This window comes from Sphingobacterium sp. JUb20, from assembly GCF_004342035.1.
In the GTDB taxonomy this organism is placed as follows: Bacteria; Bacteroidota; Bacteroidia; order Sphingobacteriales; family Sphingobacteriaceae; genus Sphingobacterium; species Sphingobacterium anhuiense.
The window spans coordinates 182,542-200,451 of record NZ_SLYV01000008.1 but is presented as its reverse complement, the minus strand read 5'-3'; the positions used below and the strand labels follow the sequence as shown (position 1 = coordinate 200,451).

General features: G+C 33.3%; 18 protein-coding genes and 1 riboswitch. Of the genes, 14 read left to right on the top strand and 4 right to left on the bottom strand.

Annotated features, from left to right (window positions below; translation table 11 throughout):
* Nucleotides 1-729 precede the first annotated feature (729 nt).
* Nucleotides 730-2,010, top strand: a complete 1,281-nt coding sequence (locus tag EDF66_RS14970; RefSeq protein ID WP_132843552.1) for an aminotransferase class I/II-fold pyridoxal phosphate-dependent enzyme — start codon at nt 730-732, stop codon at nt 2,008-2,010.
* A gap of 98 nt (nt 2,011-2,108) precedes the next feature.
* Entirely contained in the window at nt 2,109-2,744 is a 636-nt protein-coding gene (locus tag EDF66_RS14965) for a TetR/AcrR family transcriptional regulator (protein ID WP_132771557.1), read from the top strand.
* A 428-nt stretch (nt 2,745-3,172) separates the two neighbouring features.
* Here EDF66_RS14965 and EDF66_RS14960 read toward each other — a convergent pair whose 3' ends face one another.
* A complete protein-coding gene (locus EDF66_RS14960) occupies nt 3,173-3,664 on the bottom strand; it encodes a hypothetical protein (protein ID WP_132843550.1) in 492 nt (163 codons plus the stop codon).
* A 159-nt stretch (nt 3,665-3,823) separates the two neighbouring features.
* On the opposite strand from EDF66_RS14960, the gene EDF66_RS14955 reads away from it, so the two are divergent.
* The 5 genes from EDF66_RS14955 to EDF66_RS14935 all read left to right on the top strand — a co-directional run bounded on the left by EDF66_RS14955 (nt 3,824) and on the right by EDF66_RS14935 (nt 10,517).
* Nucleotides 3,824-5,620 carry a sensor histidine kinase gene (locus EDF66_RS14955; RefSeq protein WP_232789356.1) on the top strand — a complete coding sequence of 599 codons (1,797 nt, stop codon included), beginning with the start codon at nt 3,824-3,826 and terminating at the stop codon, nt 5,618-5,620.
* 59 nt (nt 5,621-5,679) lie between these two features.
* Nucleotides 5,680-6,369, top strand: coding sequence for a response regulator transcription factor (locus tag EDF66_RS14950; RefSeq protein WP_021192386.1), 690 nt, complete (start codon nt 5,680-5,682; stop codon nt 6,367-6,369).
* A 62-nt stretch (nt 6,370-6,431) separates the two neighbouring features.
* The gene (locus tag EDF66_RS14945; protein ID WP_132843548.1) at nt 6,432-7,199 is read left to right on the top strand and encodes a phosphatase PAP2 family protein; all 768 of its coding nucleotides are present in this window, start codon (nt 6,432-6,434) and stop codon (nt 7,197-7,199) included.
* A gap of 75 nt (nt 7,200-7,274) precedes the next feature.
* A riboswitch (SAM riboswitch) is annotated at nt 7,275-7,379 on the top strand.
* Nucleotides 7,380-7,535: 156 nt separating this feature from the next.
* Nucleotides 7,536-9,848 (top strand): 5-methyltetrahydropteroyltriglutamate--homocysteine S-methyltransferase, encoded by a 2,313-nt coding sequence (gene metE / locus EDF66_RS14940; RefSeq protein WP_132843547.1) that lies wholly within the window; start codon nt 7,536-7,538, stop codon nt 9,846-9,848.
* Nucleotides 9,849-9,989: 141 nt separating this feature from the next.
* The gene (locus EDF66_RS14935; protein ID WP_021192384.1) at nt 9,990-10,517 is read left to right on the top strand and encodes a DUF4833 domain-containing protein; all 528 of its coding nucleotides are present in this window, start codon (nt 9,990-9,992) and stop codon (nt 10,515-10,517) included.
* Between the two features lie 250 nt (nt 10,518-10,767).
* On the opposite strand, the gene EDF66_RS14930 is transcribed toward EDF66_RS14935, so the two are convergent.
* The gene (locus tag EDF66_RS14930) at nt 10,768-11,256 is read right to left on the bottom strand and encodes a hypothetical protein (protein ID WP_021192383.1); all 489 of its coding nucleotides are present in this window, start codon (nt 11,254-11,256) and stop codon (nt 10,768-10,770) included.
* A 334-nt stretch (nt 11,257-11,590) separates the two neighbouring features.
* A complete protein-coding gene (locus tag EDF66_RS14925; RefSeq protein WP_021192382.1) occupies nt 11,591-11,962 on the bottom strand; it encodes a hypothetical protein in 372 nt (123 codons plus the stop codon).
* A gap of 175 nt (nt 11,963-12,137) precedes the next feature.
* Between EDF66_RS14925 and EDF66_RS14920 the strand changes: the two genes are divergently transcribed.
* Together EDF66_RS14920 and EDF66_RS14915 are read left to right on the top strand one after the other, a co-directional pair.
* On the top strand, nt 12,138-12,536 hold the full coding sequence (locus EDF66_RS14920) for a single-stranded DNA-binding protein (RefSeq protein WP_021192381.1): 399 nt from the start codon (nt 12,138-12,140) through the stop codon (nt 12,534-12,536).
* A 65-nt stretch (nt 12,537-12,601) separates the two neighbouring features.
* Entirely contained in the window at nt 12,602-12,781 is a 180-nt protein-coding gene (locus EDF66_RS14915) for a hypothetical protein (RefSeq protein WP_084825378.1), read from the top strand.
* A gap of 78 nt (nt 12,782-12,859) precedes the next feature.
* Here the strand turns inward: EDF66_RS14915 and EDF66_RS14910 are convergent, their stop codons facing one another.
* Entirely contained in the window at nt 12,860-13,519 is a 660-nt protein-coding gene (locus EDF66_RS14910) for a helix-turn-helix domain-containing protein (protein WP_021192379.1), read from the bottom strand.
* A 91-nt stretch (nt 13,520-13,610) separates the two neighbouring features.
* On the opposite strand from EDF66_RS14910, the gene EDF66_RS14905 reads away from it, so the two are divergent.
* The 5 genes from EDF66_RS14905 to EDF66_RS14885 are packed head-to-tail and all read left to right on the top strand — an operon-like array spanning nt 13,611 to nt 17,739.
* Nucleotides 13,611-14,000: a YbjN domain-containing protein gene (locus tag EDF66_RS14905; RefSeq protein WP_021192378.1), complete on the top strand. Its 390-nt coding sequence runs from the start codon at nt 13,611-13,613 to the stop codon at nt 13,998-14,000.
* A gap of 5 nt (nt 14,001-14,005) precedes the next feature.
* Nucleotides 14,006-14,713 (top strand): PspA/IM30 family protein, encoded by a 708-nt coding sequence (locus tag EDF66_RS14900; RefSeq protein WP_021192377.1) that lies wholly within the window; start codon nt 14,006-14,008, stop codon nt 14,711-14,713.
* Complete coding sequence (locus tag EDF66_RS14895; protein WP_206368603.1) at nt 14,697-14,891, top strand: DUF4177 domain-containing protein; 195 nt, start codon at nt 14,697-14,699, stop codon at nt 14,889-14,891. The genes EDF66_RS14900 and EDF66_RS14895 overlap by 17 nt, the downstream gene beginning before the upstream one ends.
* A gap of 16 nt (nt 14,892-14,907) precedes the next feature.
* Complete coding sequence (locus EDF66_RS14890; RefSeq protein WP_132843545.1) at nt 14,908-15,612, top strand: OB-fold-containig protein; 705 nt, start codon at nt 14,908-14,910, stop codon at nt 15,610-15,612.
* A 9-nt stretch (nt 15,613-15,621) separates the two neighbouring features.
* Complete coding sequence (locus EDF66_RS14885; protein ID WP_132771564.1) at nt 15,622-17,739, top strand: flotillin family protein; 2,118 nt, start codon at nt 15,622-15,624, stop codon at nt 17,737-17,739.
* The last annotated feature ends 171 nt before the right edge of the window (nt 17,740-17,910 follow it).

Below are 17,910 nucleotides of genomic sequence, written 5' to 3'. Positions count from 1 at the left end.
CAGCAGGACAAAGAGCATACCCCTGAAGAGAATATAGAAATTAACACATTTTACTTTCGCGTCTCAAACAATCCGTCATTGATAAAAGAACTAACACCATTAAAAGATGGCGACACCTACTAAGCAACCTTACCCAAATACAGTATACCCAAATTAATAGCAACCTTTTCAACTACCGCTGAAAAGGAGTTTATTGATGGACCACAACAACAAAGTGAGATTACTGTCTAGGATTTTAAAAATAAAGTAAAGTTCAGCTTTAAGCTATGAAAATCAGTAAAGATTTAGAGGTACCTTTTTAAATACTATTATTGCAATAGGTTTTTTTTAACCTTAAATGATGCCTTTTAAGGTAGCTATGTTCCTACCCAGCAAATCGAAATTAATGAAAATAGGGTTGATATCGGGAATGATGGACACCTACTTGAACTAGACACTTATTGATAATTTTGGCAATTAAGCAACCTTCTTCATTCCGGATTGGCCAACAAGTATTATTTAACTCTAGAGTGAGCTAAAAGAAAATCTAAATCATCTATAAATCCACCATTTTCTAATTTATACCCAACCTACAGTTAGATATAAATTAGAATGCCAAAACAAGTACAAAATAAATGCTCAAAATCATTAGATAAAATTTATAATAAAAAATACCAAGGCAAGGAATTTTAAAAAATAAATCATTATATTTCATAATATTTACAGCCAATTAAATAATATAGAAAAAAAATGCTACCAACTCTTAACCACAACATTGATTTTACAAAGGCTAGCTTTAAGGAATTTGAAAATATTCCAAACCATGACATGGTCCAATCAGCTACTGCTTTTCAAGAATTTACTGATTACATGAGCGAAAATGATCATATGAATTTTCGGTTCGTTACCAAAGGGTGTGGACCAGTCGTTCAAGTGAAAACCTCCTTCATGAAAAACTCAAAGGAATGTATCAGTTTAGTCTCAAATGACTACCTAAATTTCACCCAGCATCCGAAAGTGAAGCAAGCAGCAATTGAAGGTATAATGAAATATGGAACAGGGGCAGGTGCATCTCCTCTTATTGGAGGCCATCATGAATATCATGTTCAACTTGAAGATAAAATATCTGATTTTTTCAATAGACCAACAGGCTCCTCAATTGTTTATACAACAGGATATACAGCAAACACAGCAACGCTACAATCATTACTAAAAGAAGAAGATTGTGCTATTGTTGATATGGAAGTACACGCTAGTGTTTACGAAGGTTTAAATAGCACAAACACAAAACGTTTTCCTCACAATAGTATGATTCATTTGGAAAGAGCTTTGGTTGATGCTCAAAACAAATTCAGGACAAAACTGGTCATCATTGATGGTGTTTACTCACAAAATGGAGATCTTGCAAAAATGGATGAAATATATGATCTCTGTGAAAAATATGGTGCTTATTTAATGGTAGATGATGCACATGGCATCGGTGTAATAGGTGAAAAAGGACGAGGATGCATTGAAGTTTATAATTTATTAAATAAAGTTCACATCATTTCTGGCACTTTAAGCAAAGCATTTGGACATATTGGCGGTTTTATTGTGTCAACTCCAGAAATTATAAATTATTTACGCTATCAAGCTAGGCAACAAGTATTTTCTTCAACATCATCACCCGCCGCCAATGGCTTAATTAAAGCGATCGCACTCATTGATGAAGAACCACAATGGAGAACCAAATTAGCAGAAAACATTGCTTATTTTAAAAACGGACTTCTTTCACTGAACTTAAATATAGGCACAACACAGTCTCCAATAATTCCTGTGAAGATTGGGGATCCACACAAAACTGCGCAAGTAGCACGAATGCTACTAGAGGCCGGTGTATATGCAAATTGCATTGTTTATCCTGGTGTTTCTAAAAAAGATGCACGCATCAGAACCAGCTTAATGGCTACACATAGCAAGGAGCATTTAGACCATGTTTTAAATGCTTTTGAACATATTGGCAAAAAAATTGATCTTACTAAAACAAGATAAAAGCATCTAATTGAAAGAAAGCAATATATTTAATTAACTTTGATCCTAAAGTTTAACTAAATATATTACGGCAGTGTCTAACTAAATATATTACTTCAATGGCCAGAAAAACGTATCAAGGAGAAAAGAACGATAAAAGTAGAACGATGACCAAACTTATCCAAGCAGTGGGTGCAGTTTTGGAAAAAAAAGGATATACAGGACTTTCAATCGCGAATATTGCCAGTACTGCTGGAGTAGACAGAAAATTAATCTCAGTATACTTTGGAAGTGTTGATAATCTTATCGAAACATATATAAAAGGTAAGGACTACTGGGTAGAAGCAACCATTGCTGCTGAGGAAACACTTGCAAAAGCCTCAGGTACTAGCTCTCGCCTTTTCCTTGAAAACTTATTACTGGAGCAAATTGATCAATTCACATTGAATGAAGAAATGCAAAAAGTAGTACTTTGGCAAATCAGTGAAAAATCTGATATTATGTCCCATGTTACGCAGACTAGAGAGAAGATGAGTGCCCTATTTTTCCCATATTCGGATAAAGAACTCGCTGGAAAAGACGTTGATCTTAGAGCCGTCTCTAGTTTACTAGTAGCTGGTATATATTATCTTGTATTGCATACAAAAACAACAGATAGTACCTTTTGTGAGATAAATTTAACAACAGAAGAAGGTATAAATCGAATTAAAGATGCTGTTAAATTCATTTTAAAACAGACTTACGGGGTAAAGTAACGTCAATAGCTTAGTTGTAATTGACCTATTTTTATTTTCTAAATGTTAATTAAAACACAGTTTTTACATCTAATAAGGAATATCGTAAAACTTAGGATTCAATTTGCCACCATAACGATGATAAATATTATGGCTTGCAAAGAACAATAGCATTTAAAAGGTTGTATAATAAATAAACCTCTTGTACAGCAAAATATGATAAGTACAATTACTGAGCACTATTAAATTTTAGATGCTGATTCTCAAGATTTACTGAAATTCCTTTACTTCAAAATCTAGGCAATAGCCAATATATAGCAATTAGCGACTAATTAATTGTTGTTATTTGCCCATTGCCTTGTATGAACCTATATTTTTAACTAAAAACCAAGTAAAATAAAGCTCCGTCAAAATTTAAGCAACACCCATAAAATATGGTTTAATTAGCTTTATTTAGCTTTATATCCATTACGTTTGAGTGGAGAGTCATGACGATGCATCAGGCTATCGGGTAAAAACTCTAATTTATATAAAGGTTGAACAGGGTTATTCTCTAGTTTAGAATTGCCACTGTCCCCTAAAGGGATAGCATTCTTAAAAGAATTTGGTATCGGAGCAGCATCGTCAATGTCAGTTTTTTTATGTTGCATATGATAATGAACATTTGGATCTGTCGGAATCTTTAACACCGGAGTATTGGACTTGTAGCGACTTCCTCTCATATTCAAATCAGCACCCTCCCTATCTATTGGCAGACTATTCGATTTTACTACATTAAAACGTTCATCCGAATTGGGCTCCAATTTTAAATTAAAATTTTTCGATCCGTATTTATTACCCTCTGTACCAAACTTAGCACTTGATGTATCTCTGGATACACTAGATGCATGTGTTGCAAAAAATGAAATACAGAAACAAACTAAACTTAATATCTTTTTCATATCGAGTATTTTTATAAAATATTTATCTAAAATAAAGCTTAATCCTTCATAATGAAACATTAAGCTTGTTAAACATTGTTAAAAGCAATTAAATCAAATAAAGCATAACTATATTTGTAACAAATGAAGAAAAGTAGCATAGTTTTAATTATTAGCTTGATGACCCTAGCATTACTGGGAGTGGCAGCTATGCAATTTTATTTTATCAGAGAATCCTATCGTCAAAAATCACAATTGTTTGACGAATCGGTCAATGCTTCCTTAACGGCAGTCGCAGGTAAAATAGAACGTCGGGAGGTAATTGATTTTGCAAAAGTACAACAGCAAACCAATATCAAAAAATATCAATTTGAACAGGAGAAGCAAAGGCATCTTGCTGAACAATTGAAAATGCAAAGAGATCTGGAAAACTTACGAGCTGATCAATATGCCATAAAAGAAAAATTTAAAGAAGCTGAAGATCAGCTAAAAGAAACATTTCCTAGTGTTGTATCTATTGAAAATTCATTTTATGAGACTTACATCAATAGAAAAAGTAAAGAAAATGTATTAAGCATTGACGTCATCAAATACAACAGTCCTGATCATGTCATAAAAGAATATGTAGAAATTGGAGCAACCAAATTTCTACCAAAAGAAAATGCAAAAGATGATAGTGCAAGATTCGTTATACCAACAATAGATCCTATCTTAAAGCAAGCAATTGAGTATAAAATTGCGACTTTACCTCCAAGATTCAATAAACAGATTGCTAAGAAAATAGTAGATCTTGAAAATAAGTTGGAAAATATGAGCGGTCAGAATTTGATTGGAACTGGTAAAAATGTATTTGATACTATCGCAGCTATCGGCGGGAAAAGAAGCGGTCTTATTGAAGATGTTGCTATTGGAATGGAGCTATCCAAACGCCCATTTAGAGAGCGCTTAAATATTAATCTCATTCAAAACTTATTAAAAGAGGAACTTGCAGAAAGAGATATCAATTATCCTTTTAATATTGAAGTTCGCGATAGCAGTAATATTGTTTTCAGTGTACAGACCATCGATAATATTATTAAACCAAATAAAATAACTCGTTATTCAACAGCTCTATTTAAAGGAGATATTGGTTCTCCTCCAGGAAGATTAAGCGTTTATTTTCCTAGAAAAAGTACTATCATTGTTGATAATATGAGTTATCTATTGCTCCCTACAATAGCTTTGCTTTTCCTATTAATTGGCTGTTTTGCATATACCCTATTAATCATATTCAAACAGAAAAAAGTTTCAGAGATGAAAACTGATTTTATCAACAATATGACGCACGAATTTAAAACACCTGTTGCTACAATTATGATAGCCAGTGAATCCTTGCGAGATCCAGAGATCATTTCTGATGAGCGTAGAGTAAAGCGTCTTGCAAATATTATATATGATGAAAATGTGAGATTAGGTAACCATATAGAACGAGTATTAGATATTGCTCGTCTGGAAAAAGAAACATTAAAGTTAGAAAAAACACCTATTCACATTAATGATCTGCTTTCAGCAGTATTAGACAGCATGCAACTTCAAATACAAAAAGTAGGTGGCAAATTTGAACATCACTTTGATGCACAAAATGATATTGTAGTAGGAGATGAACTTCATTTGTCAAATGTATTTTTCAACTTGGTAGATAATGCTATAAAATACAGTAAAGATAATCCACACATAATTGTGAAAACCAAAAATACAAAAGAAAGTATTCAAATTACAATTATTGATAATGGGATTGGAATGGCAAAAGATCATCTATTAAAAATATTTGATCAATTTTATCGCATTCCTACAGGAAATGTCCACAACGTAAAAGGTTTTGGATTGGGACTATCATATGTCTATGATATTATTAAAAGAATGAATGGTAAAATTCAAGTAAAAAGCGATAAAGATAAGGGAACGCAGTTTGACATCCTATTACCCATAAAAAATTAAATTTAAAACGATATTAATTTCGTATATTATCATCAATATTCGAACAAAACCATAAGAATATGCAGAAGATATTATTAGCAGAAGACGATCCAAACTTAGGAGATTTATTAAAAGATTATTTAGAGCTTAAAGGGAAATTTGATGTCACCTTATGTACAGATGGTGAAGAAGCTGTCAATCAATTTCGTAAGAGCAGTTATGATCTTTGCATTTTAGACGTCATGATGCCCAAGAAAGATGGCTTTACAGTAGGCCGAGAAATCAGGAAAATAAATACAACAACCCCCATCATATTTGCTACTGCAAAAGGTATGATGGAAGATAAAACAGAAGCATTTGAACTTGGTGGCGATGATTATATCACAAAACCATTTCGAGTGGAAGAATTGCTCCTTCGCATAAATGCATTGCTTAAGCGTGTTGTAAGAGAGAAAGATGATCAGGTTGTAAGCGATAAATTTGAGATTGGAGAGTACTTCTTCGATTATACAAGTCAACAAATTGCGCATAAAGGTGTGCAACAAAAACTATCAACGAAAGAAGCGGAATTATTACGTCTACTTTGTCTAAAAAAGAATGATGTACTGACTCGAGAAGAAGCCCTTTTAAAAATTTGGCATGATGACAATTACTTTACAGGCCGGAGTATGGACGTTTTCTTAAGCAAATTGAGAAAATACCTACGAGATGATCCCAAAGTTGAAATTGTCAATGTACATGGAAAAGGCTATAAATTATTGGTTAGCTAATACACAATTACTAGAATAATAAAGAGATGTTAAAAACATCTCTTTTTGTTTATCTTGCAACAATGAAACTATCAATTCCATTTTTTTTAATCCTTTCAATCTTTTGCTCTTCTACATCGCTTTATGCGCAAAAAGATACTTTACAAAATGATAATCAAGATTTTGAAACCAATGCTAAGCCAATAAATTATAAGCAATTAATAGTTCCTGTGGCTTTAATGACTTACGGAGTAATCTCATTAAATAGCCCATACCTCAAACATAAGGATCAACAAATAAACAATTCAATTAATAATGATCCGTCCAAAACTTTTAAACTTGATAATGTTAGCGTTTTCATTCCTTCTGCCGCTGTCTTTGGGCTTGACTTACTCGGAATACCAAGTAAGCACAATTTAAAACAACGCTTAGTGGTAAGTTCGATTGCCCATGCAATCACCTTATCAGCAGTTTATACCATAAAAAAAACGACACCTACTTGGAGACCTGATCGCGCAGATCAAGAATCTTTTCCTTCAGGACATACTGCTGTACCTTTTACCGGTGCAGAAATTCTATGGCAAGAATATAAAGATCAATCCATTTGGTATGGTATTGCAGGCTATACAATTGCGGCGGGAACAGGTTACCTGAGAATGTATAATCATAAACATTGGTTTTCTGACGTCGCCATGGGAGCTGGTATTGGTATTATGGGAACAAAAATTGCATACTGGCTATTACCATTATTTGATAAACACTTGCAATCAAAAAAAACAAGTTACCTAACGATGGCAACACCGTTTTACAATGGAAAACAAATTGGTTTGTCTGCTAATTTCCAATTTTAAACCTTGGTTTATTATCATTTTTATATAAAAGTTACAAAATATTTGTTTTTATAAAACTAATTCCGATATTTACAGCGCTTATAGAGAAAGGCAGAGGGAATAGACCCAATGAAGCCTTAGCAACCTGTCAATTGACAAGGTGCTACATTCTACCCCATCAAAAAGTGGGAATGATAAGCTAGACACAAAATATATCTTGTGCCCTCCTCTCTAAAAGCAATCAAAAAATTTAGTAAATAGATTCAAGAATTTTTGATCGTTTTTTATTTCGAATAAAAAAAATCCTTCTAATTTCTTGCTTCGTTAAGGTTGAACAAATAAAATAATTTTATATTTATGTTACTAACGAACAACTTAGGTTACCCACGTGTAGGTGCCTTCCGCGAGTTGAAAAAGGCCAATGAAGCATATTGGGCTAAAAAAATCAGCGCGCAAGAATTATTGCAGGCTGGACTGAAAATCCGTGAAGGCAACTGGAAAACTCAAAAAGATGCTGGCATCGATTTGATTCCTTCCAATGATTTTTCATTTTATGACCAAGTTTTAGACTTGACATTAACTGTAGGTGCAATCCCTGCACAATATCAATCACTTTTAAATAACGAAGATAAAGGATACAATTTGGACCTTTACTTTGCAATGGCGCGTGGTTTCCAGCAAGATGGCGTTGACGTAACGGCAATGGAAATGACAAAATGGTTTGATACCAACTACCATTACATCGTACCTGAATTCGTGAAAAATCAAGAATTCAAATTGACTTCAGAGAAATTCTTAAATGAATATAATGAAGCAAAATCTTTAGGTATTGAAACGAAGCCTGTGTTAATTGGCCCGATCTCATACTTATTATTAGGTAAAGAAAAAGAATCTGGTTTCAACCGTATCGATTTAATCGATAAGTTGGTTCCTGTATATGAAGAAATCTTAACTAAATTGGCTACCGCTGGTGCAAAATATGTACAAATTGATGAGCCATTTTTAGCTTTAGATATTGATGATGCAACACGTGCTCTATACACTCGTGTATTTACTAAATTAGCTGCTGCTGCTAAAGACATCAAAATTATTGTAACGACTTATTTCGAGGCTTTACGTGACAACGAAGAAACAGCTCTAAACTTACCAGTTTACGCAGTTCATGTTGATTTAGTAAGAGGTGAAAACCAACTCGACACTATATTAGCCAAAGTTCCGGCTTCATTAACACTTTCTTTGGGTGTAGTTGAAGGTCGCAACATTTGGAAAAATGATTACGTAAAATCTTTAGCACAAATCAAAAAAGCTGTTGATGCTTTAGGCAAAGACCGTGTATTAGTAGGACCTTCGAGTTCATTATTACACGTACCTTTCGATTTAGACAATGAAGATAATGAAGAGTCATTGCCTAAAGAAGTTAAAAATTGGTTGGCATTTGCTAAGCAAAAATTAGCAGAGGTAAAAGATTTAGCGATCTTAGCTGAAGGCGAAGTAGATGCAAAAACCACTGAGCGTTTCGAAGCCAATAAGGCTGCTGCGGAAGACCGTCGTACATCTTCTTTAATCCACAAGCCTGAAGTTAAAGAACGTACAGCAAATATCACTGATGATGATGCTAAACGTACATCTACTTTCTTAGCTCGTAAAGAAGCACAACAAGCGAAATTTAATCTTCCAGCATTTCCAACAACGACAATTGGTTCATTCCCACAAACTAAAGATGTTCGTAAATGGAGAGCTGATTTGAAAAAAGGCGCAATTTCTCAAGAACAATACGATAAAGAAATCGCAGAAGAGACAGAAAGAACAATCCGTCTTCAGGAGCAATTGGATATCGATGTATTAGTTCATGGTGAATTCGAACGTAATGACATGGTTGAGTACTTCGGAGAGCAATTAGCAGGTTATGCCTTCACTAAAAACGGATGGGTTCAGTCATATGGTTCACGTTGTGTAAAACCTCCAGTTATTTATGGTGATGTTTACCGTCCTGCTGATATGACCGTACGTTGGTCTTCATATGCTCAAACCCTGACAAACCGTCCAGTAAAAGGAATGTTAACGGGTCCGGTTACGATTTTACAATGGTCATTCGTACGTAACGATCAACCACGCTCTACAACAACTTACCAAATTGCATTAGCGATTTTAGATGAAGTACAAGCTTTAGAAAAAGCAGGTATTAAAATTATCCAAATCGATGAACCTGCAATTCGTGAAGGTCTGCCATTACGTAAAGCTGATCACCAACAATATTTAGATTGGGCTGTACGTTCATTCCGAGTTTCATCTTCGAATGTAGATGACGATACACAGATTCACACCCATATGTGTTACTCTGAGTTCAACGATATCATTGAAGATATTGCTGCAATGGATGCTGATGTAATTACTATCGAGACTTCACGTTCGCAAATGGAATTATTAGATGCATTTGCTGCAGATTTTAAATATCCAAACGATATTGGACCAGGTGTATATGACATTCACTCTCCTCGTGTACCGAGTACAGAAGAGATGGTTGAATTATTACGTAAAGCAAAAGCTGTAGTTCCAGCTGAGCAACTTTGGGTAAATCCTGACTGTGGTTTAAAAACACGTGCTTGGCCAGAGACTAAAGCTGCCTTAGAAGCTATGGTTGAAGCTGCTAAAATCTTGCGAGCTGAATAAGTTTAAATTTTTAGAATTATAAATATAAAAGATCCTGAAGTTAAATCACTTCAGGATCTTTTTTTGTAAAAAAATAATAGTTTATATTTAATACTTTAATATAGAAAGTTTAAATTTACCCTAATCAAAAAAGTGTATATCATGAAAACTTTCACTTGTCTTTTATACTTTCTGTTTTTTGTATCAATCTATACCTTTGCACAAGAGGGCTATCCCACTCCACCATTCAAATCAAACACTCTTTTTTATATACAACATAGCGAAGGTCATAACACCTATGTTTATGAAGCAAATATGAGTGATAAACAGCATTTCAATAACAAGAATCCTATCAATAACTATCGGATTTTATATGATAAAGGAGGAGAAATTAAACCTTTAACTGGTATCCAACAAAAATTTGCCTACGGTATTATAACAAAAGAACTAGGCAATAATACATTTGAGTTTGAGATTGTGTCTTACAAAAATCAACCCTTATATCTCAAGATGGATAAAGCAGGAAAGCCTTATGTGGAAACCACATTAAATGGTCACAAATTTAATCTCCATCGTATTTTCATTAAACAAAAAGAGGGAACTTCAGGCTTAGGGACGCAAGTTGAATATCTCATATTTTACGGCACAGACCACAGGGGTACCAAAGTACGAGAGAAATTGATACCGTAGTTGACATTAGGCGCCAATCCCGTTGCCTACTGTCATATTCAACTCTTTAATGCATTAGATTTTTTTATTTAATTAGTCTACATCATTTGATTGAAAAAGAAAATGAGGCGTTTATTTGACGTTGTTGCATCATAATATTTAAACGTATACCCTTCTTTAATTCAGGGGAAGGATATACGTGTTATTCATTTCATCTCAGAAACAATCTATTGAGTTTATCCTCAATTAGAAAGAATAAACTGTCAATTAGTTATTTTTTGCTTTTACGTCCTATTTTCCGTTTTCCTTTTATTCGATCTTCAACGTCTTTGATCGTGGACAACATCTCACTATCTAAATTTTCCAATCTAACCAAATTTAATACTTTTAAGGCTTTTTTAAATTTTTTAAGTTTTTCCAATATAAGTACCCTTTTTAATAGAAATAAAGAAGATGAAACTCCGGGTATTGTTAAAGCAAACTCAATTGTTTTTTCTGCCTCTTCATATGCATTGGTATCAATCAAGGTTTGTATATAAGGTTGATAAATTTCCAAAGCATATAAATTATGTACTAACGCTTCTTGAAAATATTTCTTTGCTTGTTCAAAATCAAACAACTGTTCTGCATGAAGTCTCCCCATCAGACATAGTGCCATCGTATTTGAATCATCATAAGACAAGGCGTATGACAAAGATTCTAACGTATTTTCTAGGTAATATGGATAACTATCCAATGCCTGTAACACATATTTATTCATAAAATATATTGCATCAATTCTCAAAAGATCCTTAAATAAGCGATGTCTATTTAAGGATCAATAATTAAATAAAAGATTATCTTAAATACCTCGACTCACGAAATACCAAAGAAATCATTAATTGCTCGAACATTGTCGAGACCAAAATAAAGTCAAAAGAGGAGTAACTACGAGAAAAAAGTATTCTGAAGAATATACCCAAGATCCTTCTTTTGGATTGAAGTAGGGTTATTTAATATAGCAAACATATTCTTCTATTATTAATTGTGAATACCTAATTGATTTTGCAAATATTTAAAACAAAATTGAAATTTCAAAATAAATTTATCAAAAACTATTTAGGTATACGTTTCACGATCAACAGCAAATTATTTTCCAGAACCAAATAGCCATACTCATAAATAAAATAGTAGGTCTGTCCTTTAGCATTGATGAAATTATGAGTATGATATTTTAAATCAAAGCCTTGCAGCAACATCTTTTCCTTGCTTATCTTGAGTATCCCTTCATCTCCCAGAACTTCTTGTAGAATACGCCTGTTCTTACGCAATGTATGATTGATCTTTCTGATCAAGTTCGTTTGATCACTATTCTGTTTATAGTTATAACTATTGCGACAGGCATCATCACAAAATCTTTTATCAGAGCGTCCCCTTATTGACTTTTTACAATCTAGACATTTTTTTAAATTAATTTCTTCTTCCATAAATCATAAAATAAACGACAACAAACGTTTACAAACGGTTATAGTCGATTACAAACGTTTATTAACCGATTAAAATCTCAATTACTTTTCACTTTTGTTTCTGTTTCCTAAGCATAATTCGAAAGGATGCATTTATTGAAGTTAAACAATTTTACAAACATTTAAAAGCAAAGTTATGAGCAGATTAAAAAACAGAATTCAATTGATTGGACACTTAGGTTCTGATCCCGTGGTAAAAATTAGCACAAGCGGAACTAAAGTATCAACCTTACGTTTAGCTACCAAAGATCTATTTAAAAACAAAGCTGGTGAATGGGTTGATGAAACCCAGTGGCATACTTTAGTGATCTGGGGCAACCTTAATACTACTGTAGAAAAATATTGTCTAAGAGGTTCAGAGTTACTAGTAGAGGGAAAACTTACCTACCGCGAATACGAAGATAATAATGGAAATAACAAGACAATTACAGAAATCAAAGTTGACAGTTTAATTGTTATGAATAAATCTAAATTAAAGAAACGAAATGAAGAAATTTCTAGTCAAGAAATTACAGAAGAAGACTTACCATTTTAAATAAATAGTAGTAAAAACAAACATTTCAATCCAGATGATTGTTTCTTATTTAAACTCAATATCATATGAAAAGAATATTTCCAATATCATTAATCGTGTTAACTTGCCTTTCTTTATCGAGCTGTTCGGTCATTGAAGGTATTTTCAAAGCAGGAGTTTGGTCAGGTATAATCATCGTTGTGGTCGTTGTTGCTTTAGTAATATGGCTACTAGCTAAACTTTTTGGTGGAGGTAGTAAAAACTAACATAACTTACAAGATATGCCTAAAAATATTTTAGGCATATTTTTTTAATTATATCTATGTTTCATTACTATTGAACTACTAAACCTTTTCAAACTTTCCATACAATTTCCAATAATATCGAATATCAGACAAGGAAAATAAACTTTTTTTCCAAGAGCTAAGAATCAGCGATATCTGTTCCCCATTTTGCTCATACTTCCCAACAAAAACTTCCTCTTCAGACAAAAACAAACCCAAGTTATTGTGAAGAAGATGCAGATATTCCATTTCAATACCTTCAAAAATTAGTATACTTTGCTCTTTAACTTCCAATTCCAATGGAGCGGCAATCAATTCTGAAAACTCAATGGCTAAAAACTTATGCTTACTTTGAATAGGAAGCTGAAGTTGTGGTGCGCCCTCTATTTGCTTTAACAAATCAGTATTGTTCATCATAACTTCTCGGGTCAATAAGGGAATACCTGCTAAATTTTTTGTGCTATTTGTTACAATAGCTGGTTCAAAATAATCACTGAAATTTAAAATTTGATTAACAGAAAGATTTTCTTGAATTAAACTCTGCAAAGGAATGCCAAAATAATTAGCAATTATCATTACTGTTTCTATTTTAGGCTCAGCTCTTAATTCTTCATAAGACGAAATATTACCTCTGCTTAGATTAAATAAATCAGCAAATGCTTGTTGGCTTAACCCTCTCACCTTTCTTAATTTCTTTATATTATTACCAATATTTGTCATTTTTAAAAAAAATTAAAATTTTTTGCAAAATATTTTTGCAAAAATATTATCTTTATGCAAAGAATATATGCAATATATAAAAAACTAAATTATGTACTTCTCAAAAATTGAAAATTTTATTAGCAATATCGGATACGATATCTTTTATAAAGATGAGAAAGAAGGCGTTTTCATCATTCAAAATGAATTAGATGGCATTCACAATTTGATTGTAGGTATAGCTAATCCAATTTTAATTTTTGAACAATACTTATTTACAATTTCCAATGAAAGTATGGAATTGTTTAAATCACTACTCATTAAAAATAGGGACATGATCCACGGTGGTTTCGCCTTAACAGAAGACGGTAAAAAAGTAATTTTTAGATACACACTACAAATCAGCAATATTGACCAAAATGAATTTGATGCAGCCATCAATTCTTTAAGCTTATTAATCAGTGAGTATTACAATCAATTAATTAACTTCTCTAAATTATAGTAATTATGAATATTTTTAAAAGAATTTTCAGGATTGGTCAAGCGGAAATACACGCTGTCGTTGAAAAAATGGAAGATCCAATCAAAATGACGGAACAAGGTATCCGGGAAATGAAAGAAGATTTAGAACAAGCCCTTGAGGCATATGCTAAAGTAAAAGCATTAGCAATTCGTACCAAAAGCAATTTTGAGAAAAAACAAGAAGAAGCAAACCTGTTTGAAGGAAAAGCTATTCTCTTATTAAAGAAAGCACAGAATGGAGAACTTCAAGTTGATAAAGCTGAAAACTTAGCAAAAGAGGCTCTCTTATTAAAAAAGCAATTTATAGCAGAGGCGATAGAATTAGAAAAACAAAGTATAATTCATCTTCAGTCAGCAGACGAATTACATAAGAATGTAGATGTACTCAAATTCAACATTACGAAATGGGAAAGCGAATTAACCACATTAAAAGCTCGTGTAAAAGTGTCTAACGCCGCTAAGATGGTCAATAAGCAATTGGCGAATATTGATTCAAATAGTACCATATCTATGCTGGAACGAATGAAAGTTAAAGTAGAGGAAGATGAAGCGTTAGCAAAAGCATATGGCGAAATTGCACATGGGAATAAATCGATCATTGATGAAATCAATGAAACAATTTCAAATAAGGACTCCATCAATGCCGAACTAGAAGCTTTAAAATTAAAACTTAATAATGATGAGAAAATTTGAATACAAAACAATTAAAATCGAACCTAAAGGTTTTTGGGGGACAAAACTTGATGAAGATCGCATAGATGAAATACTTAACGAATTAGGTGCTCAGGGCTGGGAACTTGTATCGATGCAAGATTTAGAGATCGGCGGAAGTTCTTGGTCATTTCACTATACATTCAAAAGAGAATTATAACAAAACCGAACCCATTATGAGCGAATTATTCAACCTCCTTTTCAATCCAGTATCCAACGGTATCATGACTGTACTGACAGGAATTTCGCTGTTATATTGGATAATTATGTCCTTTGCGGGGGATGGATTACATCTCTTTGATGGCGATGTGGACCTGGATGGTCACCTCCACTCTACTGCTGATGTAACAGACGTAGACAGTTCACAAGATTTACATCACCATTCGGACGCCGATACACATATAGAGCCATCTTTTTTCGCAAAAGCAATGGATTTCATTAATGTTGGCAAAGTTCCTATTATGATCATCGTTACACTTTTCAAATTTATTGGATGGATCATCACGATCATTTCTTCATTACTTTTAAATACCGCCACCTGGGGACTGAAATCCCTTTTTATTTTAATTCCTATATTTTTCATCACTTTTATATTAATGCATTTTTTCACTAAACCTCTTGCAAAACTTTTTAAAAACATTGGATATCATGGGGAAGAACCGATTGATTTCCTTGGGAGAATAGGAAAAATGAAAGCAACAATAGAAGGAAAAAAACTGGGATCAGCAGAATTTTTGATCGAAAGAGATCCTATACGGCTTTATGTAGAAAGTCTAAATGGAGAAAAAATAGAATATGGAGATGAAGTCATTATTGTTGATGAATCAAAAGACAAAAATATATATTACGTAACCAAAGAAATAACCATTCACAATATTTAATTATTAACCATGCAGTTACAAACTCTTTTATTTATAGATGGGATAACAGGTCTCATCCTCTTGATTGTAGGAATTATAGTTTTACTAATTTTTGCATTTTTCATTGTATTAAGTGCTTTCTACAAAAAAATTCCACAAGGAAAAGCAATAGTAAGAACTGGGATTGGCGGGACAAATGTTGCTTTCAACAAAGGGATGTATGTCATTCCAGTTTTTCACAAAATGGAGATAATGGATATTTCAGTAAAAAAGATTGAAATATCCAGAATGCAGCACGATGGATTAATATGTAAGGACAATATTCGTGCTGATATTAAGGTCGCATTTTTTGTGCGTGTTAATAAGTCTGTTGATGATGTAATCAGTGTAGCACAAAATTTAGGATGTGAGCGCGCGAGTGATCCAGATACGTTAAAAAGTATTTTTGAATCCAAATTTTCAGAAGCACTAAAAACTGTAGGAAAAAAATTCGACTTTATTGAATTGTACGAAGCTCGACGGGAATTTAGAAATGAAATTCTAAATATTATTGGGACAGATTTGAATGGCTATATATTAGACGACTGTGCAATCGATTATCTAGAACAAACAGAATTGAAATTTTTAAGTCCAGATAATATTTTAGATTCACAGGGTATCCGTAAAATCACTGAACTAACTGCAGCTCAGAATATTCATGCCAATTTAATACGTCGTGATGAAGAAAAAGTAATTAAAAAACAGAATGTAGAAACGCGTGAGGCAATACTTGAGTTAGATCGACAATTAGCTGAAAAAGAAGAGAAACAACGTCGCGAAATCGACAATATTAAAGCTCGTGAAGATGCTGAAATAGCGAAAGTTAGAGAAGAAGAGCGTCTAAAATCCGAAACTGTCCGCATCTCTACAGAAGAACAGTTAGCTATTCAAGAAGAAAATAAGCTTCGTCAGATTATCATTGCAGAGAAAAACAAATTACGTACTAGTGCGGTTGAAACTGAACGTGTGGAAAAAGATCGAGCACTGGAAGAGACAGAGCGAATAAGAATTGTCACATTAGCACAAATTGATAAGGAACGTTCAATTGAAATCGAAAAGAAAAATATTCAAAATGTAATCAAAGAGCGTGTTCAACTCGAAAAAGGTGTTGTAGAAGAACAACAAGGTGTCAAAGATATAGAGGTATTCCGTGAAGTTGAACGAAAAAAACAAGCAGGTGTTATTGCGGCATCACAAGAAGCCGAAGAGCGTCTAATATCAACTGTCAAAGCTGCTGAAGCAGATAAAATAGCTTCTGAACAAAAAGCTGAGCAAGATGTTATTTTTGCGGAGTCCCGCAGAAAAGTTGCCGAGAAAAAAGCGCAAGAGTTATTAATCGATGCTGATGCGAAAAAAGAAGCATCAGTAAAAGAAGCAGAAGGTCGTAAAATAATTGCCGAAGCACAAGCGAAAGAGGATGCTGCTTTAGGTCTATCTGAGGCAGAAGTTATGATAGCGAAAGCAGAAGCAATTCAAATACAGGGTACTGCAGAGGCATCTATCATCGAGAAAAAAGCTGAAGCAAGCCGTAAGCAGGGAATAATGGAGGCAGAGGTAACGCGAGAGAAAGCAATTGCTGAAGCCACGGGTATTCAAGAAAAAGCTGAAGCAATGAAAAAGTTAGATGGTGTAGGAAGAGATCACGAAGAATTCAAGCTTCAACTACAAAAAGAAAAAGATATTGAATTGGCTCAAATAGGCATTCAAAAAGATATCGCAGCTTCACAAGCATCTGTATTGGCAGAAGCGTTAAAAACTGCAAAAATTGATATCGTTGGAGGTGAGACTATGTTCTTCGAAAACATTGTACGCCAAGTTTCCAATTCCAAAGGATTTGATCATTTAATCAATAATTCAAAACATGCAACAGACATCAAAAATTCATTGTTGGGTCCAGACGGAAAAGGTGATCTGGCAGAAAAAGTACGTGGCTTAGCCGATAAATATGGTATTTCATCTAATGATATCAAAAATCTAACTGTCTCCGCTGCCTTGGTTCAATTACAACAAGCAGCCAAAAATGCGGATGATAATGAAGATACTAATTTCATCAACTCGTTATTCGGTTTAGCCAAAAACTTAGGAATATCAAACAAAAAATTGATCTAATTTTTACACATATGTCAACTTGATAACGGATTCTTTTCAAGTTGACAACGATATAATTAGCTTTATTACACTGTTCATAATATAGTATTTTCCAAAGATGATTTAGATTTTCACCATTGTAAATGTAAGATTGACTTCACCAAATGAAAATCATAAAGTCAATACATTAAC

Bases quoted from the DNA above. Each gene is read 5' to 3' on its own strand.
- EDF66_RS14970 (WP_132843552.1), top strand. From the start codon at position 730: ATGCTACCAACTCTTAACCACAACATTGATTTTACAAAGGCTAGCTTT.
- EDF66_RS14965 (WP_132771557.1), top strand. From the start codon at position 2,109: ATGGCCAGAAAAACGTATCAAGGAGAAAAGAACGATAAAAGTAGAACG.
- EDF66_RS14960 (WP_132843550.1), bottom strand. From the start codon at position 3,664: ATGAAAAAGATATTAAGTTTAGTTTGTTTCTGTATTTCATTTTTTGCA.
- EDF66_RS14955 (WP_232789356.1), top strand. From the start codon at position 3,824: ATGACCCTAGCATTACTGGGAGTGGCAGCTATGCAATTTTATTTTATC.
- EDF66_RS14950 (WP_021192386.1), top strand. From the start codon at position 5,680: ATGCAGAAGATATTATTAGCAGAAGACGATCCAAACTTAGGAGATTTA.
- EDF66_RS14945 (WP_132843548.1), top strand. From the start codon at position 6,432: ATGAAACTATCAATTCCATTTTTTTTAATCCTTTCAATCTTTTGCTCT.
- metE (WP_132843547.1), top strand. From the start codon at position 7,536: ATGTTACTAACGAACAACTTAGGTTACCCACGTGTAGGTGCCTTCCGC.
- EDF66_RS14935 (WP_021192384.1), top strand. From the start codon at position 9,990: ATGAAAACTTTCACTTGTCTTTTATACTTTCTGTTTTTTGTATCAATC.
- EDF66_RS14930 (WP_021192383.1), bottom strand. From the start codon at position 11,256: ATGAATAAATATGTGTTACAGGCATTGGATAGTTATCCATATTACCTA.
- EDF66_RS14925 (WP_021192382.1), bottom strand. From the start codon at position 11,962: ATGGAAGAAGAAATTAATTTAAAAAAATGTCTAGATTGTAAAAAGTCA.
- EDF66_RS14920 (WP_021192381.1), top strand. From the start codon at position 12,138: ATGAGCAGATTAAAAAACAGAATTCAATTGATTGGACACTTAGGTTCT.
- EDF66_RS14915 (WP_084825378.1), top strand. From the start codon at position 12,602: ATGAAAAGAATATTTCCAATATCATTAATCGTGTTAACTTGCCTTTCT.
- EDF66_RS14910 (WP_021192379.1), bottom strand. From the start codon at position 13,519: ATGACAAATATTGGTAATAATATAAAGAAATTAAGAAAGGTGAGAGGG.
- EDF66_RS14905 (WP_021192378.1), top strand. From the start codon at position 13,611: ATGTACTTCTCAAAAATTGAAAATTTTATTAGCAATATCGGATACGAT.
- EDF66_RS14900 (WP_021192377.1), top strand. From the start codon at position 14,006: ATGAATATTTTTAAAAGAATTTTCAGGATTGGTCAAGCGGAAATACAC.
- EDF66_RS14895 (WP_206368603.1), top strand. From the start codon at position 14,697: ATGATGAGAAAATTTGAATACAAAACAATTAAAATCGAACCTAAAGGT.
- EDF66_RS14890 (WP_132843545.1), top strand. From the start codon at position 14,908: ATGAGCGAATTATTCAACCTCCTTTTCAATCCAGTATCCAACGGTATC.
- EDF66_RS14885 (WP_132771564.1), top strand. From the start codon at position 15,622: ATGCAGTTACAAACTCTTTTATTTATAGATGGGATAACAGGTCTCATC.